Below are 15,055 nucleotides of genomic sequence, written 5' to 3'. Positions count from 1 at the left end.
CGGGCCAAAGCCCATGCTGCAAGCGCGAAAAAAGGGGGCCGTGGCCCCCTTAATTCCGTCTTATTCGACGATCGTGACTTTCGCCATATAGTCAGGCTCCTCGACGGCGCCATTGGCGTTGGCATCGCCCTTCTTGATCTGGTTCAGCACGTCCCAGCCTTCGACCAGTTGGCCCACGACGGTATATTGCCCGTCAAGGAAGGTCGCCGGAGCCAGGTCGATGAAGAACTGGCTGTTGGCGCTGTTCGGATCCTGCGCACGAGCCATGCCCACGGTGCCCGCCTGGAACGAGACGTCGTTGAACTCGGCTTCCAGGTCGGGCAGGTCGGATCCGCCCATGCCGGCCATGTTGGTGCTGGCGCCGTCATGCTTGCCATGTTCCACGTCGCCGGTCTGGGCCATGAAGCCGTCGATCACGCGATGGAAGACCACGCCGTCATAGGCGCCGGCCTTGGCCAGTTCGACAAGGCGCGCGACATGGTTCGGCGCCTTGTCGGCCAGAAGATCCAGCGTGATGGTGCCCTTGGACGTGCCGTCGGCGGCAGCCACTTCGATCACCATGTTCGGGCCGGGGCCGTCTTCATGCGCGGGGGCCTGGGCATGGGCCGCCGTTGCGGCCAGGACGAATGCGGGGATCAGCAGCTTACGCATCGGCAGCCACCTTGACGCTGATCATGCGGTCGGGGTTCGCAGGCGGCTCGCCGCGCGCGATCTTGTCCACGTGCTCCATCCCCGAAACGACCCGGCCATAGACGGTATACTGGCCGTTCAGGAAATGGTTGTCCTTGAAGTTGATGAAGAACTGGCTGTTGGCGCTGTTGGGGTTCTGCGACCGCGCCGCGCCCAGGGTGCCACGGTCATGCGGCAGCTTGGAAAACTCGGCCGGCAGGTCCGGCAGGTCCGACCCGCCCGTGCCCGAACGGCCGGGGTTGTAGTTGTTTTCCATGTTGGCGTGCTGCACGTCGCCGGTCTGGGCCATGAAGCCCTCGATCACCCGGTGGAAGGCCACGTTGTCGTATTTCCCGGCGCGCGCCAGTTCCTTCATGCGCTCGGCATGTTTGGGGGCAACATCGGTCAACAGCTCGATGACGACGGGGCCGTCCTTCAGCTCGATGATGATGGTGTTTTCGGGATCCTTGATCTCGGCCATGCGGCCCTCCTTTGCCACGTTCGGTCCTTGGTCTAGGGCTTTGGCGCCCCAAGGGCAACGCGCAAACCCGTTCACGGCGGGATCACCCTTACGCGAGAGTTGACGCCGCCCGCCCCATGCGGGACAAGCCTCGGACGCCCCAAAAGCCCGAAAGGACGACGCGATGGCCGATTTCAAGACGATCGATGACCTGGACATGGACGGCAAGGTCGTCCTGACCCGCGTGGACGTGAACGTGCCGGTGGAAGACGGTCGCGTGACCGACGCGACACGGATCGAGAAGATCGTGCCCACGGTCAAGGACATCCAGGCCAAGGGCGGCATCCCCGTTCTGCTGGCGCATTTCGACCGCCCCAAGGGCAAGCGCGTCGACAGCATGAGCCTGAAGCAGATCGTCCCCGCCCTGGAAGCGGCGCTTGGGCAACAGGTCGTCTTTGCAGACGACTGCATCGGCGGCCCGGCCAAGCGCGTGGTGGCCGACCTGAAGCCCGGAGACGTGGCTTTGCTGGAAAACACCCGTTTCCACGAGGGCGAGGAAAAGAACGACCCGACCTTCGCCGCATCCATCGCAGCACTTGGCAAGGTCTTCATCAACGACGCCTTCTCGGCCGCGCACCGGGCGCATGGTTCGACCGAGGGGCTGGCCCGCCTGCTGCCGGCGGGGGCTGGGCGGCTGATGGAGGCGGAGCTCAAGGCGCTTGACGCAGCGCTTGGCAATCCGCAGCGCCCGGTGATGGCCGTGGTGGGCGGAGCCAAGGTTTCGACCAAGCTGGACCTGCTGATGAACCTGGTGGACAAGGTCGATCACCTGGTGATCGGCGGCGGCATGGCCAATACCTTTCTGGTCGCCAAGGGTGTCGAAGTGGGCAAGTCCCTGGCTGAACGCGACATGGCCGACACCGCCCGGCAGATCCTGGAAAAGGCCGACCAGGGCGGCTGCGTGATTCATCTGCCGCTGGACATCGTGGTGGCGCGCGAATTCAAGGCCGGCGCGGAATCGCAGGTGCTGCCGGTCGATCAATGCCCGGCCGATGCGATGATCCTGGATGCCGGTCCCGCCACCGTGGACGCGCTGCGCGAGGCGATGGGCCATTGCAAGACGCTGATCTGGAACGGCCCCTTGGGCGCCTTCGAGATCGAGCCTTTCGACAACGCCACCAATGCCGCCGCCCGGGCGGCGGCCGAGATGACCCGCAACGGCACGCTGACTTCGGTCGCGGGCGGTGGCGATACTGTCGCTGCACTGAACAAGGCGGGCGTGGCGGGAGATTTCACCTTCATCTCGACCGCCGGGGGGGCCTTCCTGGAATGGATGGAAGGCAAGGAACTGCCCGGTGTCGCGGTCCTGAAGGACGCGCGGAACGGCTGACGAAGAAAGGGGGCGTTCGCGCCCCCTCTTGCGCCCCGGGCACAATTGACCCCCGAGAATATTCTAGCACAGAAGATGGGCTAGCCGCGCAGGCCGGTCTGCTTCAACAGGCCCTTTCGCTTGGCCTCATAGTAATAGCCGCGCGAATACCACATCACCGTCCTGTCCGGGTTGCCGTCTGCCACCATCCAGGCGCCGCGCAGGTATTTGACGCCGTAACGCAGGTTGGTATCCGCATCCAGCAGCGCCTCGGGCGATCCGCGATGGCCCATGGTGCGGGCCGTCTGCGGGTTCAACTGCATCAGCCCATAATAGGGGCCGTTGCGGGCACCGGGCCGGTGCTGGGATTCGCGCAGGATGATCCGCTGCACCATCGCAGGTGGCACCTCGTAATGGCGCGACCAATAATTGATGCGCGCGCGCAACTGCGGCGTCTCGTTCGGGTAAAGCCCGTTGCGGCCCAGCCCGGCCGGCATCTGCTCACGCCGGCCACCCCCGCAGGCGGCAAGCGCTAAAACCGCCAGGATCAGGCCACGTCGCCCCATCTTCTGTGGCGAAGCACCCCGAGGGGTGAGACGCGCCAGCACCGAGGGGGGCAGCGCCCCCCGTTCCAGGTCAGACATGGATGGCGCCATCCCCGCAGGCAAGCGCCGCTTCCCGCACCGCTTCCGAGGTGGTCGGATGTGCATGGCAGGTCAGGGCCAGATCCTCGGCCGAGGCGCCGAACTCCATCGCCACGCAAACCTCGTGGATCATCTCGCCGGCGTTGGGACCGATGATGTGGCAACCCAGGATCCGGTCGGTTTCCGCATCGGCGATCAGCTTGACGAAGCCGTCGGCCTGCATGACCGCCTTGGCGCGGGCATTGCCCATGAAGGGGAACTTTCCGACCTTGATCTTGCGGCCGCCTTCCTTTGCGGCTTCCTCGGTCAGGCCGACTGTGGCGACCTCGGGCATTGTATAGATCACGCCGGGAATCAGGTCATAGTTCACGTGGCCATGCTTGCCGGCAATCACCTCGGCCACGGCCATGCCCTCGTCCTCGGCCTTGTGGGCCAGCATCGGGCCGGGCACCGCGTCGCCGATGGCATAGATGCCGGGGACGGACGTCGCCCAGTGTCCGTCGACCTTGATATAGCCGCGGTCGGTCATCTGAACGCCCAGGGCATCAAGACCAAGGCCATCGGCATAGGGGCGGCGGCCGGTGGCGACCAGGACCGTCTCGGCCTCCAGCATGTGTTCGCTGTTGTCCTTGCGCAGGGTATAGCTGACCTTGGCCCCGCCATCGGCGGCCTCGACCCCCGATACGGCGGCGCCGAGGACGAATTTCAAGCCCTGCTTGGTCAGGATCTTCTGGAACTGCTTCTGCACCTCGGCGTCCATGCCGGGGGTGATGGCGTCGAGATATTCGACAACGGTTACCTGGGTGCCAAGCCGGGCATAGACGGAGCCCAGTTCCAACCCGATCACCCCCGCGCCGATCACCACCATCGACTGCGGGATCTTGGGCAGCGCAAGCGCGCCGGTCGAATCCACCACGATGCCCGCGTCATTGTCGACCGTGACACCCTTCAGCGACGACGGAACCGAGCCTGAAGCGATCACGATGTTCTTCGCGTCGTAGGTCGTGTCGCCGACCTTGACCTTGCCCGCCGCCTCGATGACGGCCCAGCCCTTCAACCAGTCGATCTTGTTCTTCTTGAACAGGAACTCGATGCCCTTGGTGTTGCCGCCGACGGTTTCGGCCTTGTAGCTCTGCATCTTCTGCCAGTCGACATCGACATGGCCCGCCATCAGGCCCATCTTGGCAAAGTTCTCGTGCGTTTCGTGCAGCATGTGGCTGGCGTGCAGCAGGGCCTTGGACGGGATGCAGCCCACGTTCAGGCAGGTGCCGCCCAGGGTCTCGCGGCCCTCGACGCAGGCGACCCTGAGACCCAGCTGGGCTGCCCGGATCGCGCAGACATAGCCGCCCGGTCCCGCCCCGATCACGATCAGGTCATAGGTGGACATCGACTTCTCCTTCATTGTCCCTCATGGCCGGCGTCCAGGGCGATGCCTAGAACAGCGCAGCCAGTATCATCACCATCGTCGCCGCAAATCCCACGGCCCATATGACCGAGCGCCACGGCACCCAGCCAAAGACATAGGCCGGCACATAGAGGATTCGCGCCGCAAGATAAATCCATGCGCAGGCGGCGGTCGTGCCGCTGCCTTGACCGCCCAGCGTCACCACCACGACCGCAAGCGTGAACAGGATCAGCCCTTCGAAATGATTGTTCAGCGCCCTCTGCAGCCGTCCTGCGGTGCCCTTCAACGATGGTGCGCTGTCCCGCGGGCCCATCGCCACGCGCGGCCCGACCTGAAGGTTCGCCGCAACCGAAAAGGCTGCAAACTGGACGGCCTGCAACAGCCCCGCAAGCGCCAGGACAGTCAGTTCGGGCGTCATGCTCAGGCCGTTTCCACGAAATGAAAGTCCACGCCCGTCACACCGGCCTGCGCGTTGAACGGTGCCGCGCCGCCGGACAGATAGGCCCGCGCCGCCTTTGCATCCGTCACCTGGAACAGCGCCCAGTGATTGCGGTCATCCTCGCGCCACAATTGCAGCAGCGACAATCCGTTGCGCCCGCGATCCTCGGCATCGGCATCGAATGCCGTGCGGAAGGGGACGGGGTCGGCGACGGTATAGTGGGCGATCATTTGCATAGACTGTCCCTTTGTCGAAAAAGGCGCCGCCACGGATGCAGCGGCGCCGTCGGACCTTACAGGTCCATCAGCAACCGGCGCGGATCCTCCAGCGCCTCTTTGACCCGCACCAGGAAGGTCACGGCGCCCTTGCCGTCCACGATCCGGTGGTCATAGGACAGCGCCAGATACATCATCGGCCGGATGACGATCTGCCCGCCGACCACGACCGGGCGTTCCTGGATCTTGTGCATCCCCAGGATGCCTGACTGCGGGGGGTTCAGGATGGGCGAGGACATCAGCGAGCCATAAACCCCGCCGTTCGAGATGGTGAAGGTGCCCCCCTGCATTTCCTGCATGGTCAGCTTGCCGTCGCGGCCCTTGGTGCCAAGTTCGCCGATTTCCTTCTCGATCGCGGCAAAGCCCTTCTGGTCCGCGTCGCGCACGACCGGAACGACCAGACCCGAAGGCGTGCCCACCGCCACGCCCATGTTGACATAGTTCTTGTAGACCACGTCGGTGCCGTCGATCTCGGCGTTGACCTCGGGCACTTCCTTCAAGGCGTGGCAGCAGGCCTTCACGAAGAAGGACATGAAGCCCAGCTTGACCTTGTGCTTCTTCTCGAAGGCGTCCTTGTATTCGTTGCGAAGCTGCATGATGCCGGACATGTCGGCCTCATTGTAGGTCGTCAGCATCGCCGCGGTGTTCTGCGCGTCCTTCAGGCGACGCGCGATAGTCTGGCGCAACCGCGTCATCTTGACGCGTTCCTCGCGCGCGGCGTCCTCGGCCGTGCGGGGGGCAGCCGGAACGGCGGCCTTGGGCGCGGGCTGTGCCTTGGCCACGTCTTCCTTCATCACGCGGCCGTCACGGCCGGAACCCGTCACCTGGTCGCGGCTGACGCCCTTTTCGGCCATCGCCTTCTTGGCCGAGGGCGCATCCTCGACATCGGTGCGGGGCTGGGTCTGCTCGGGGCCGGCACCGGGGGATCCGACCTCGCCGGCCGTCACACCGTCCTCGCCGCCCGAGGCGGAGCCGACGGGGGCCGCGGCATTTCCGTAGGCGCCCTTGTTGGACGACGCGGGCTGGGGGGCCGATGCGCCGGCATTCCCGGCAGCGCCTTCGGTGATGATGGCCAGGCGCGCCTTGGCATCGACGGTAGCGCCTTCCTCGGCGAGGATGTCGGCCAGGACGCCAGCGGCAGGGCTGGGAACCTCGACCGACACCTTGTCGGTTTCCAGTTCGCACAGCATCTCGTCCACGGCGACTGTGTCGCCCGGCTTCTTGAACCAGGTGGCCACGGTCGCCTCGGTCACGCTTTCGCCAAGCGCGGGCACCATCACGTCCACGGATTTGCCGCTCATCTGTTTTTGTCCTTCCGGGGTCTTCTGGGCCGTCTCGGCCTGCGGGTGGTCTTTGGGGGTATCATTCTGGCCGCCTTGAGAGATCTGGGCCAGCAGGGCGTCGGGGCCGACAGTCTCGCCTTCCGCCGCAAGGATTTCGGCCAGGGTGCCCGCCGCAGGGCTTGGCACCTCGACTGTCACCTTGTCTGTTTCCAGCTCGCACAGCATCTCGTCCACCGCGACGGCGTCACCCGGTTTCTTGAACCAGGTGGCGACCGTCGCCTCGGTGACCGATTCGCCCAGTGCGGGCACGCGGACTTCGATGGGCATCGGATCATCCTTCAAGCGACAGCGCCTCGGACACCAGGGCCTCCTGCTCGGCCTTGTGGCGAGAGGCGAGGCCGGTGGCGACCGACGCGGCTGCGTTGCGGCCGACATAGCGGGCGCGGTTGTGGCGCGCGCCCAGCCGATCCAGCGACCATTCCAAGTAGGGCTCGACAAAGCTCCAGCCGCCCTGGTTCTTGGGCTCTTCCTGGCACCAGACGATCTCGGCGTCCTTGAAGCGGGACAGTTCCTTGACCATCGACTGCGCGGGGAACGGATAGAACTGTTCCAGGCGCAGCAGGTAGATGTCGTCGATCCCGGCCTCGTCCCGCGCCTTCAAGAGGTCGTAATAGACCTTGCCCGAACAGATCACGACGCGGCGGATGCGGTGATCCGGAACCAGCGTGATGTCCGAGGCACCATGCTGCGCGTCGTCCCACAGCACGCGGTGGAAGGTCGATCCGGTCTGGAAGTCGGCCGCCTTGCTGGTGGCCTTGGGATGGCGCAGCAGCGATTTCGGCGTCATCAGCACCAGTGGCTTGCGGAACCGGCGGTGCATCTGGCGGCGCAGGATGTGGAAATAGTTGGCCGGAGTCGTGCAGTTGGCGACGATCCAGTTGTCCTCGGCGCACATCTGCAGGAAGCGTTCCAGGCGGGCCGAGCTATGCTCGGGCCCCTGGCCCTCGAAGCCGTGGGGCAGCAGCATCACCAGGCCCGACATGCGCAGCCATTTCTTCTCGCCCGACGAGATGAACTGGTCGAACATGATCTGCGCGCCGTTGGCGAAGTCGCCGAACTGGGCTTCCCACAACACGAGCGCATTGGGTTCGGCCAGCGAATAGCCGTATTCGAAGCCCAGAACCGCGTATTCAGACAGCATCGAGTCGATGACCTCGTAGCGGGCCTGACCCTCGGCGATGTTGTTCAGCGGGTAATAGCGATCCTCGGACTTCTGGTCGATGAAGGCCGAATGACGCTGGCTGAAGGTGCCGCGCGTGCTGTCCTGGCCCGCCAGGCGAACCGGCTTGCCTTCCAGCAGCAGCGACCCGAAGGCCAGGGCCTCGCCCGTGGCCCAGTCAAAGCCTTCGCCCGTCTCGAACATCTGCTTCTTGGCTTCCAGAAGCCGGCCCACGGTCTTGTGCAGGTTGTGGCCCTCGGGAACCCCCGTCAGCGCGCGGCCGATCTGGGCCATCGTCGAAGGCTCGATCCCGGTTTCGCCCGACACGTATTCCGCGCCCTCGCGGTCGAGGCCCGACCACTTGCCGTCCAGCCAGTCGGCCTTGTTGGGCTTGAAGGCCTTGCCCACCTCGAACTCCTCGTTGAGGTGGTTCTGGAAGGCGGTCTTCATGTCCTCGATCTCGCCCTCGGGGACAAGGCCGTCGGCGACCAGGCGTTCGGTATAAAGCTGCAGCGTCGTCTTCTGCGCCTTGATCTTGGTATACATCGCCGGGTTCGTGAACATCGGCTCGTCGCCTTCGTTGTGACCGAAGCGACGATAGCAGAAGATGTCGATCACGACGTCCTTCTGGAACTTCTGGCGGAACTCGGTCGCGACCTTGGCGGCATGGACCACGGCCTCGGGGTCGTCGCCGTTCACGTGGAAGATCGGCGCCTCGACCATCAGCGCGATATCGGTCGGATAGGGCGAGGTGCGGCTGAAATGCGGCGCGGTGGTGAAGCCGATCTGGTTGTTCACCACGATGTGGATGCAGCCGCCGGTGCGGTGGCCCTTGATGCCCGACAGTTGCAGGCATTCTGCCACGACGCCCTGGCCTGCGAAGGCCGCGTCGCCATGCAGCAGGATCGGCAGGACCGCGCTGCGGTCATGCATGTCGCCCAGTTGGTCGCCCTTGGCGCGCGCCTTGCCCAGCACGACCGGGTTCACGGCCTCGAGGTGCGAAGGGTTGGCGGTCAGCGACAGGTGGACGGTATTGCCGTCGAACTCTCGGTCGCTCGATGCGCCGAGGTGGTATTTCACGTCGCCCGAACCGTCCACGTCCTCGGGCTTGAACGAGCCGCCCTGGAACTCGTGGAAGATCGCGCGATAGGGTTTCGACATCACGTTGGCCAGCACCGACAGGCGGCCGCGGTGGGGCATCCCCACGACGATCTCCTTCACGCCCAAGGCGCCACCGCGCTTGATGATCTGTTCCATCGCCGGGATCAGCGCCTCGCCCCCGTCGAGGCCGAAGCGCTTGGTGCCCATGTATTTCACATGGAGGAACTTCTCGAAGCCCTCGGCCTCGACCAGCTTGTTCAGGATGGCGCGGCGGCCTTCCTGTGTGAACTGGATTTCCTTGCCATATCCCTCGATCCGCTCCTTCAGCCAGGCGGCTTCCTCGGGGTTCGAGATGTGCATGAACTGGATCGCGAAGGTGCCGCAGTAGGTCCGCTTCATCAACTCGGTGATCTGGCGGATCGAGGCGACCTCCAGCCCCAGCACGTTGTCGATGAAGATCGGGCGGTCCATGTCGCCGGGGCCGAAGCCGTAGGTGGCCGGGTTCAACTCGCCGTGGTCGGGCACGTCGCGCAGGCCCAGCGGGTCAAGGTTGGCGTGCAGGTGGCCGCGGATGCGGAAGGCACGGATCAGCATCAGCGCGCGGATCGAATCCAGCACGGCCTGGCGCATCTGGTCCTCGGTCAGGCTGACGCCCTTTTCCTCGGCCTTGGCGGCGATCTTCTTCATCGCGGCGCGGGCTTCGTCCTTGGAGGCCATCGGCCATTCGCCGGTCAGCGCCGCGGTGGTTTCATCGGACGGCATCGGCGGCCAGTCGGCGCGCTTCCAGCTTGCGCCTTCGGCTTCGCGCGCGGCATCTTCTCCGGCATCACCCAGGCCGCGGAAGAAGGCGTCCCATGCGGCGTCGAAGTTCTGCGGGTTCTGCGCCCACTGGCCGTAAAGCTGTTCGATATAGGCCGCGTTATGTCCTTGCAGGAAGGACGAGTCGTGGAAGTCGGCGTTCTTGGGTTGGTCGGTCATAGGCCTTGGCCCTCTGTGGTCGAGCTGAGGTTATCTTGTGGGCGGGTTTGCGGTTGCCTCGGGTTTCCCGAAGCAAGATTTCCAGTTGTTTATCCATGTACCAGGGCACCAGCTTATCGGCGGGCTGGCGTAGAATCTCGCGGCAAACCGGTATTGCCCTAAAGACGGCGCGGAACTGGCCCATCTGCCATCGCCGCGAGCCGCCGTCCTTGATGAGTTCCGCCAAGACCCGGCGCCGTACGATGCTCCAGAACCTGCGCTCGGCAGCAGGTCTATCCGCCGCATTCTTCGCGACAAGAAAGGCGACATTGGTGATGGACAGAAGCAGCGCCGTCTGACGCTTTATCCGCGATGCTGCCACCTCGTGGTGGTAAAGCTTCGCTTCGTGCGCGCTGAGCAAGTAACCGTGCCGCGACAGCCGATAGCTGAAATCCAGATCCTCGTTCGGGCAATAGCTCTGCAGCGCGTCTTCGAACATGACTGCCACACCCGCCGAACGACGGACGGTCATCTTGTATCCGGCCATCAATGCAAGAGGGTTGACCCGAAGATCAAGGCCCGCCAGACCGGGTGGTAGAGCGTTTCGAAACGTGCCGTCATAGGGCACGAAAATCCGCTCTGCCGACATCATCGCGATCTCTCGCCACAAAAACCGAAATAGCCGAAACTTGAACAAGTGCTTGACGCGTTCGTTTCGCGCTAATCCGTCCTTGCGTGCCCCGGATGATCCCTGAGTGCCCTGCGGCAAGCCGTCCGAGGCCGCGACGGCTACGACTTCCTGCAGAGCAGGATGTTCATAAACCCTCATAATCTCGGCTGCGCAATCCGGATGCATGAAACTGTCATCATCGATGACAAAGCAGATGTCACTGGTCGCAGCATGCATAGCCGCATTCCGCTGCGCCGCGGTCGAACGACGCGGCGCTTGCAGATATGTCAGCCTGACCGGCTTGTCCGCCAACAGCGCCTTGCACCGATCACGATGGGTCAGCCAATCGTCGCTGGCATCAACAACAACGATTTCAGCAGGAGGACGCGTTTGCGAAAGTGCGCAGTCAATGCAGGTCGTCAGCACGTCGAACCGATCGAGCGTGGCTACGCACAACGCCCAAGTCAGCGGATGGTCTTGATCACCACCCTCAGCATGTTCGAAGCGGGCTTTCTCGCTGACGCTCATATTTGGGTCTACGGGGTTCACGGCGTCAGGCGGCGCTGCAGGTGACGATCATCATCTGGACGCCGGGCATCGCGCTGCCGGCGCCCGGCTTGTTGGTGCGGCTCTCGGCAACGTCGCGTCCGGCCGCGCGGCAAAGCTGCGCGGGCGCGGCCTCGATCTTGCCGGCGTCGGTCTGGGCAGGGCGGAACAGCACGGTATAGCGGCTGTCGGCATCCCCGGTGACCGAAATCAGCGAAGCCTGGTGCAACCCGGTGCGTCCGTCGACCGGTCCGGTCGGCAGGGCCGGGGCCGCCGGCGCCGCGACTGGCGGCGCAACGGGCACTGTCGGCACCACGACACGCGGCGCAGCCGGCGCGGCGGGGGCTGAGGGCGCGGGAACCGGGGCCGGGGCAGCCGCAGGCTGCATGCAGGCTGCCAGCCCGCAGACCGCAAGAAGCGCCAGGACGCGGGGCATGGTGAGAAGACTGGCTGCTGGAATTCTGGATGTCATGACCGCCTCAGGCACAATAAACGTCGATGATGGCCGCGCCGGGATCGACATAGGGATCCACCCGCGGGATGCGTTCGATCCGCGCCACAGCGCGACGTTCCAGGCCGCACAGCGCACGGGCTGCGCCCTGGTCGGCACCGGCGGGCGCGCGGGCTGGGTGATAGATCAGCCGCCAGCCGAAATCGCGCCGCGCGACGGTGCGGACCGCATCGGGGGGGAGGGTGCTGGCCTGGTGAAGGTTCGTCATGGCGGGAATGCCGCCGGGCAGGATGTCGTCGGTGGGCGCGCGACCGCAGGCCGTCAGCGCCAGAAGCGCGGCCAGTGACACGGGCGCAAGACATCCGCCAGCCCAGGCTTGCGCCCGGCTTGTCGCGATTGCTGCCCCGCAGTGCGGCTGGTCGTCCACATCATCCCCCTGGTCCTGCCAGTGCCCCCATACTTAAGTCGGGAGCACGGCTTTTCAAATCCGTCACGAACAGGTGACGGTCATCCGCTGAACGCCGGTCCCGAACTGAGGCGCGGTCGTGTCCACAGCCTGGGCGCTGAAAACGGTCGAGGCGGTGTTGGCGCAGATCGTCCGTGGCGCGGCCGCCAACTGTTCGGCGGTGACGCCGTCGTCGCGGTAGAAGACGACATACTGGTTGTCTGTCCGGGTCACGCCCAGGACCGCGTCGGCCGGAAGGCCGGTCGCCGCGGCAAGCGCCTCGGTCGAGGCCTGGTCGACCGTGACGGCGGTTTCGACGCGGGTGACAGGCTCGGGCGCGCAGGCCCCCAGCACAACAGTCGAGGCGATGATGGTGGCCGAAAGCATCTTCATCTTCAGTCTCCTGTGTTTGATCGCGAAAGGTGATCGTGCCGGGGCAACGCCCGCCCCGCAGGGCGGGTTCAGTCTCAGCCCTTGATGGCCTTCAGCACGGCCTCGCCCAGGCCAGCCGGGCTGTCGGCCACGACGATCCCGGCGCGCTTCATCGCCTCGATCTTCGATTCCGCATCGCCCTTGCCGCCGGACACGATCGCGCCCGCGTGGCCCATGCGACGGCCCGGAGGGGCGGTGCGGCCCGCGATGAAGCCTGCCGTCGGCTTCCACTTGCCCTTCTTCTTCTGCTCGGCCAGGAACTCGGCCGCTTCCTCCTCGGCCGAGCCGCCGATCTCGCCGATCATGATGATCGATTCTGTCTCGGGGTCGTCGAGGAACATCTGCAGCACGTCGATATGCTCCATCCCCTTGATGGGGTCGCCGCCGATACCGACCGCCGAGGACTGGCCCAGGCCCACGTCCGAGGTCTGCTTCACGGCCTCATAGGTCAGGGTGCCGGAACGCGACACGACGCCCACGCTGCCGCGGCGGAAGATGCTGCCCGGCATGATGCCGATCTTGCATTCGTCGGGCGTCATGATCCCGGGGCAGTTCGGCCCGATCAGGCGCGACTGCGACCCTTGCAGGGCGCGTTTCACGCGCATCATGTCCAGCACCGGGATGCCTTCGGTGATGCAGACGATCAGCGGAACCTGCGCGTCGATGGCCTCCAGGATCGAATCCGCCGCGAAGGGGGGCGGGACATAGATCGCGGATGCGGTGGCGCCCGTCTTTGCCACGGCCTCGTGGACCGAGTTGAAGACCGGCAGGCCCAGGTGTTCGCTGCCGCCCTTGCCGGGGGTCACGCCGCCGACCATCTGCGTGCCATAGGCGATCGCCTGTTCGGTATGGAAGGTGCCCTGGGATCCGGTGATCCCCTGGCAGATGACTTTGGTGTCTTTGTTAACGAGAACGGCCATCGTTTCTTATCCCTTCACCGCTTTCACGATTTTCTCTGCCGCATCCGACAGGTCGTCGGCAGCGATCACGTTCAGGCCGGACTTCGCGATGATTTCCTTGCCCAATTCGACATTGGTGCCTTCCAGACGCACGACCAGCGGAACCTGAAGCCCGACTTCCTTCACGGCGGCGATGATGCCTTCCGCGATGATGTCGCAGCGCATGATGCCGCCGAAGATGTTGACCAGGATGCCTTTGACGTTCGGGTCCGAGGTGATGATCTTGAAGGCTTCCGTCACCTTCTCCTTGGTCGCACCGCCGCCGACGTCCAGGAAGTTTGCGGGTTCCGCGCCATACAGCTTGATGATGTCCATCGTGGCCATGGCCAGGCCCGCGCCGTTCACCATGCAGCCGATCTCGCCGTCAAGGGCGATGTAGTTCAGGTCGAACTTGGAGGCGGCCAGTTCCTTGGGGTCTTCCTCGGTCTCGTCGCGCAGCGCCATGATGTCGGGCTGGCGGTAAAGCGCGTTGTTGTCGAAGCCCATCTTCGCGTCCAGGCACTTGATGTTGCCTTCGGGGGTGACGATCAGCGGGTTGATCTCCAGCATCTCCATGTCCTTCTCGATGAACATGCGATACAGGTTCTTGACCAGGGCGACGCATTGCTTGACCTGCGCGCCTTCCAGGCCCAGGGCGAAGGCCACGCGGCGGCCGTGGAAGTCCGACAGGCCCGAGGCCGGGTCAACGCTGAAGCTGACGATCTTTTCCGGCGTCTGGGCGGCGACTTCCTCGATGTCCATGCCGCCTTCGGTCGAGGCGACGAAGCTGACGCGAGAGGTCTGGCGATCCACCAGCAGCGCCAGATAAAGCTCGCGCGCGATGTCGCTGCCATCCTCGATATAGATGCGGTTGACCTGCTTGCCGGCAGGTCCGGTCTGATGCGTGACCAGCGTCCGACCCAGCATCTGGCGGGTCAGTTCCTCGGCTTCCTCGACCGACTTGGCCAGGCGGACGCCGCCCTTTTCACCGGCTTCGGCTTCCTTGAAGCTGCCCTTGCCGCGACCGCCCGCGTGGATCTGGGCCTTGACCACCCACAGGGGGCCGTCCATCTCGCTTGCGCAGGTCTTGGCTTCGTCGGCCTTCATCACGATCCGGCCGTCGCTGACCGGCGCGCCGTATTGACGCAGCAGCGCCTTGGCCTGGTATTCGTGGATATTCATCCTGACCCCCTTTTTCGGTTCGACAGATTTGCGGGGGGTCTTGCCACATCGGGGGCGGGCCGGGAAACGGTTTTCCCCTAAAATGCAGGAAAGCCGCAAGAAGTCGCCTATTGTGATCACGGCTGGAAATCCCGTGATCACAAAGGTCAGTATCCTAGGATTCGCCTGCCGATCTAGCCTGCAACCCGGGCGCAGTCGAAGCTGTCGCCCGTGGTCTGCGAGGTGAAGGTCATCTGGTTGTCGCTCTGCCACTGCACCTGGATGACAGCCCCGTCGGCCAGCGTCATGGTCGTGACCCGGTTCTGGGTCGAGAACCTTGCGATGCGGATGGGCGAGGCCTCGTTCGCGGGCAAATAGGATTCGGGCGTGAAGGTCATGGTTGTGGCGCCGCAGTTCCATGAGCCCATGAAGGGCAATTGGTCGGTCGGGCGGGGGCTAGAGGGCGGCGCGGAACAGGCGCCGATCAGCAGGGCAGAGAAAAGCGCAGCAGGCAGGACGGTTCGGGTCATGGTCGCCTCCGGTTCACTGGATGCGGAAATGCTACGACGGAACCGGAAAGATGAACATCAT

The 15,055-nt window shown here is 64.7% G+C and carries 16 protein-coding genes; 1 reads left to right on the top strand and 15 read right to left on the bottom strand.

Annotated features, from left to right (window positions below; genetic code table 11):
* Window positions 1-60: 60 nt before the first annotated feature.
* Together FIU66_RS10165 and FIU66_RS10160 are read right to left on the bottom strand one after the other, a co-directional pair.
* Entirely contained in the window at window positions 61-651 is a 591-nt protein-coding gene (locus FIU66_RS10165) for a peptidylprolyl isomerase (protein ID WP_167622593.1), read from the bottom strand.
* Window positions 644-1,150 carry a peptidylprolyl isomerase gene (locus FIU66_RS10160; RefSeq protein WP_167622592.1) on the bottom strand — a complete coding sequence of 169 codons (507 nt, stop codon included), beginning with the start codon at window positions 1,148-1,150 and terminating at the stop codon, window positions 644-646. The genes FIU66_RS10165 and FIU66_RS10160 overlap by 8 nt, the downstream gene beginning before the upstream one ends.
* Window positions 1,151-1,313: 163 nt before the next feature.
* On the opposite strand from FIU66_RS10160, the gene pgk reads away from it, so the two are divergent.
* Window positions 1,314-2,519, top strand: a complete 1,206-nt coding sequence (gene pgk, locus FIU66_RS10155; protein ID WP_167622591.1) for a phosphoglycerate kinase — start codon at window positions 1,314-1,316, stop codon at window positions 2,517-2,519.
* 80 nt (window positions 2,520-2,599) lie between these two features.
* On the opposite strand, the gene FIU66_RS10150 is transcribed toward pgk, so the two are convergent.
* From FIU66_RS10150 to FIU66_RS10090, 13 genes are all read right to left on the bottom strand, one after another.
* Window positions 2,600-3,142, bottom strand: coding sequence for a lytic transglycosylase domain-containing protein (locus FIU66_RS10150; protein WP_240544657.1), 543 nt, complete (start codon window positions 3,140-3,142; stop codon window positions 2,600-2,602).
* On the bottom strand, window positions 3,135-4,529 hold the full coding sequence (lpdA, locus tag FIU66_RS10145; protein WP_167622590.1) for a dihydrolipoyl dehydrogenase: 1,395 nt from the start codon (window positions 4,527-4,529) through the stop codon (window positions 3,135-3,137). Before lpdA ends, FIU66_RS10150 begins: the two co-directional genes overlap by 8 nt.
* A 46-nt stretch (window positions 4,530-4,575) precedes the next feature.
* On the bottom strand, window positions 4,576-4,965 hold the full coding sequence (locus FIU66_RS10140; protein WP_167622589.1) for an MAPEG family protein: 390 nt from the start codon (window positions 4,963-4,965) through the stop codon (window positions 4,576-4,578).
* Window positions 4,966-4,967: 2 nt separating this feature from the next.
* Window positions 4,968-5,222: a hypothetical protein gene (locus FIU66_RS10135; protein ID WP_167622588.1), complete on the bottom strand. Its 255-nt coding sequence runs from the start codon at window positions 5,220-5,222 to the stop codon at window positions 4,968-4,970.
* 56 nt (window positions 5,223-5,278) lie between these two features.
* Window positions 5,279-6,871, bottom strand: a complete 1,593-nt coding sequence (odhB, locus tag FIU66_RS10130) for a 2-oxoglutarate dehydrogenase complex dihydrolipoyllysine-residue succinyltransferase (protein WP_167622587.1) — start codon at window positions 6,869-6,871, stop codon at window positions 5,279-5,281.
* 4 nt (window positions 6,872-6,875) lie between these two features.
* Window positions 6,876-9,842, bottom strand: coding sequence for a 2-oxoglutarate dehydrogenase E1 component (locus FIU66_RS10125; protein ID WP_167622586.1), 2,967 nt, complete (start codon window positions 9,840-9,842; stop codon window positions 6,876-6,878).
* Entirely contained in the window at window positions 9,784-11,019 is a 1,236-nt protein-coding gene (locus FIU66_RS10120) for a glycosyltransferase family A protein (protein WP_167622585.1), read from the bottom strand. Before FIU66_RS10120 ends, FIU66_RS10125 begins: the two co-directional genes overlap by 59 nt.
* A gap of 25 nt (window positions 11,020-11,044) precedes the next feature.
* A complete protein-coding gene (locus FIU66_RS10115; RefSeq protein WP_167622584.1) occupies window positions 11,045-11,473 on the bottom strand; it encodes a hypothetical protein in 429 nt (142 codons plus the stop codon).
* A 43-nt stretch (window positions 11,474-11,516) separates the two neighbouring features.
* Window positions 11,517-11,915: a hypothetical protein gene (locus tag FIU66_RS10110; protein WP_167622583.1), complete on the bottom strand. Its 399-nt coding sequence runs from the start codon at window positions 11,913-11,915 to the stop codon at window positions 11,517-11,519.
* Window positions 11,916-11,978: 63 nt separating this feature from the next.
* Window positions 11,979-12,326, bottom strand: coding sequence for a hypothetical protein (locus FIU66_RS10105; RefSeq protein WP_167622582.1), 348 nt, complete (start codon window positions 12,324-12,326; stop codon window positions 11,979-11,981).
* Window positions 12,327-12,400: 74 nt separating this feature from the next.
* Window positions 12,401-13,285 (bottom strand): succinate--CoA ligase subunit alpha, encoded by an 885-nt coding sequence (gene sucD, locus FIU66_RS10100; protein WP_167622581.1) that lies wholly within the window; start codon window positions 13,283-13,285, stop codon window positions 12,401-12,403.
* A gap of 6 nt (window positions 13,286-13,291) precedes the next feature.
* Complete coding sequence (gene sucC / locus FIU66_RS10095; RefSeq protein ID WP_167622580.1) at window positions 13,292-14,485, bottom strand: ADP-forming succinate--CoA ligase subunit beta; 1,194 nt, start codon at window positions 14,483-14,485, stop codon at window positions 13,292-13,294.
* 173 nt (window positions 14,486-14,658) lie between these two features.
* On the bottom strand, window positions 14,659-14,994 hold the full coding sequence (locus FIU66_RS10090; protein WP_167622579.1) for a hypothetical protein: 336 nt from the start codon (window positions 14,992-14,994) through the stop codon (window positions 14,659-14,661).
* Window positions 14,995-15,055 lie beyond the last annotated feature (61 nt).

This window comes from Paracoccus sp. AK26 (assembly GCF_011801365.1).
Taxonomy (GTDB): Bacteria; Pseudomonadota; Alphaproteobacteria; order Rhodobacterales; family Rhodobacteraceae; genus Paracoccus; species Paracoccus aerius.
Note: the sequence above shows the minus strand (reverse complement) of the source record. Positions and strands in the feature narration are given on the sequence as shown.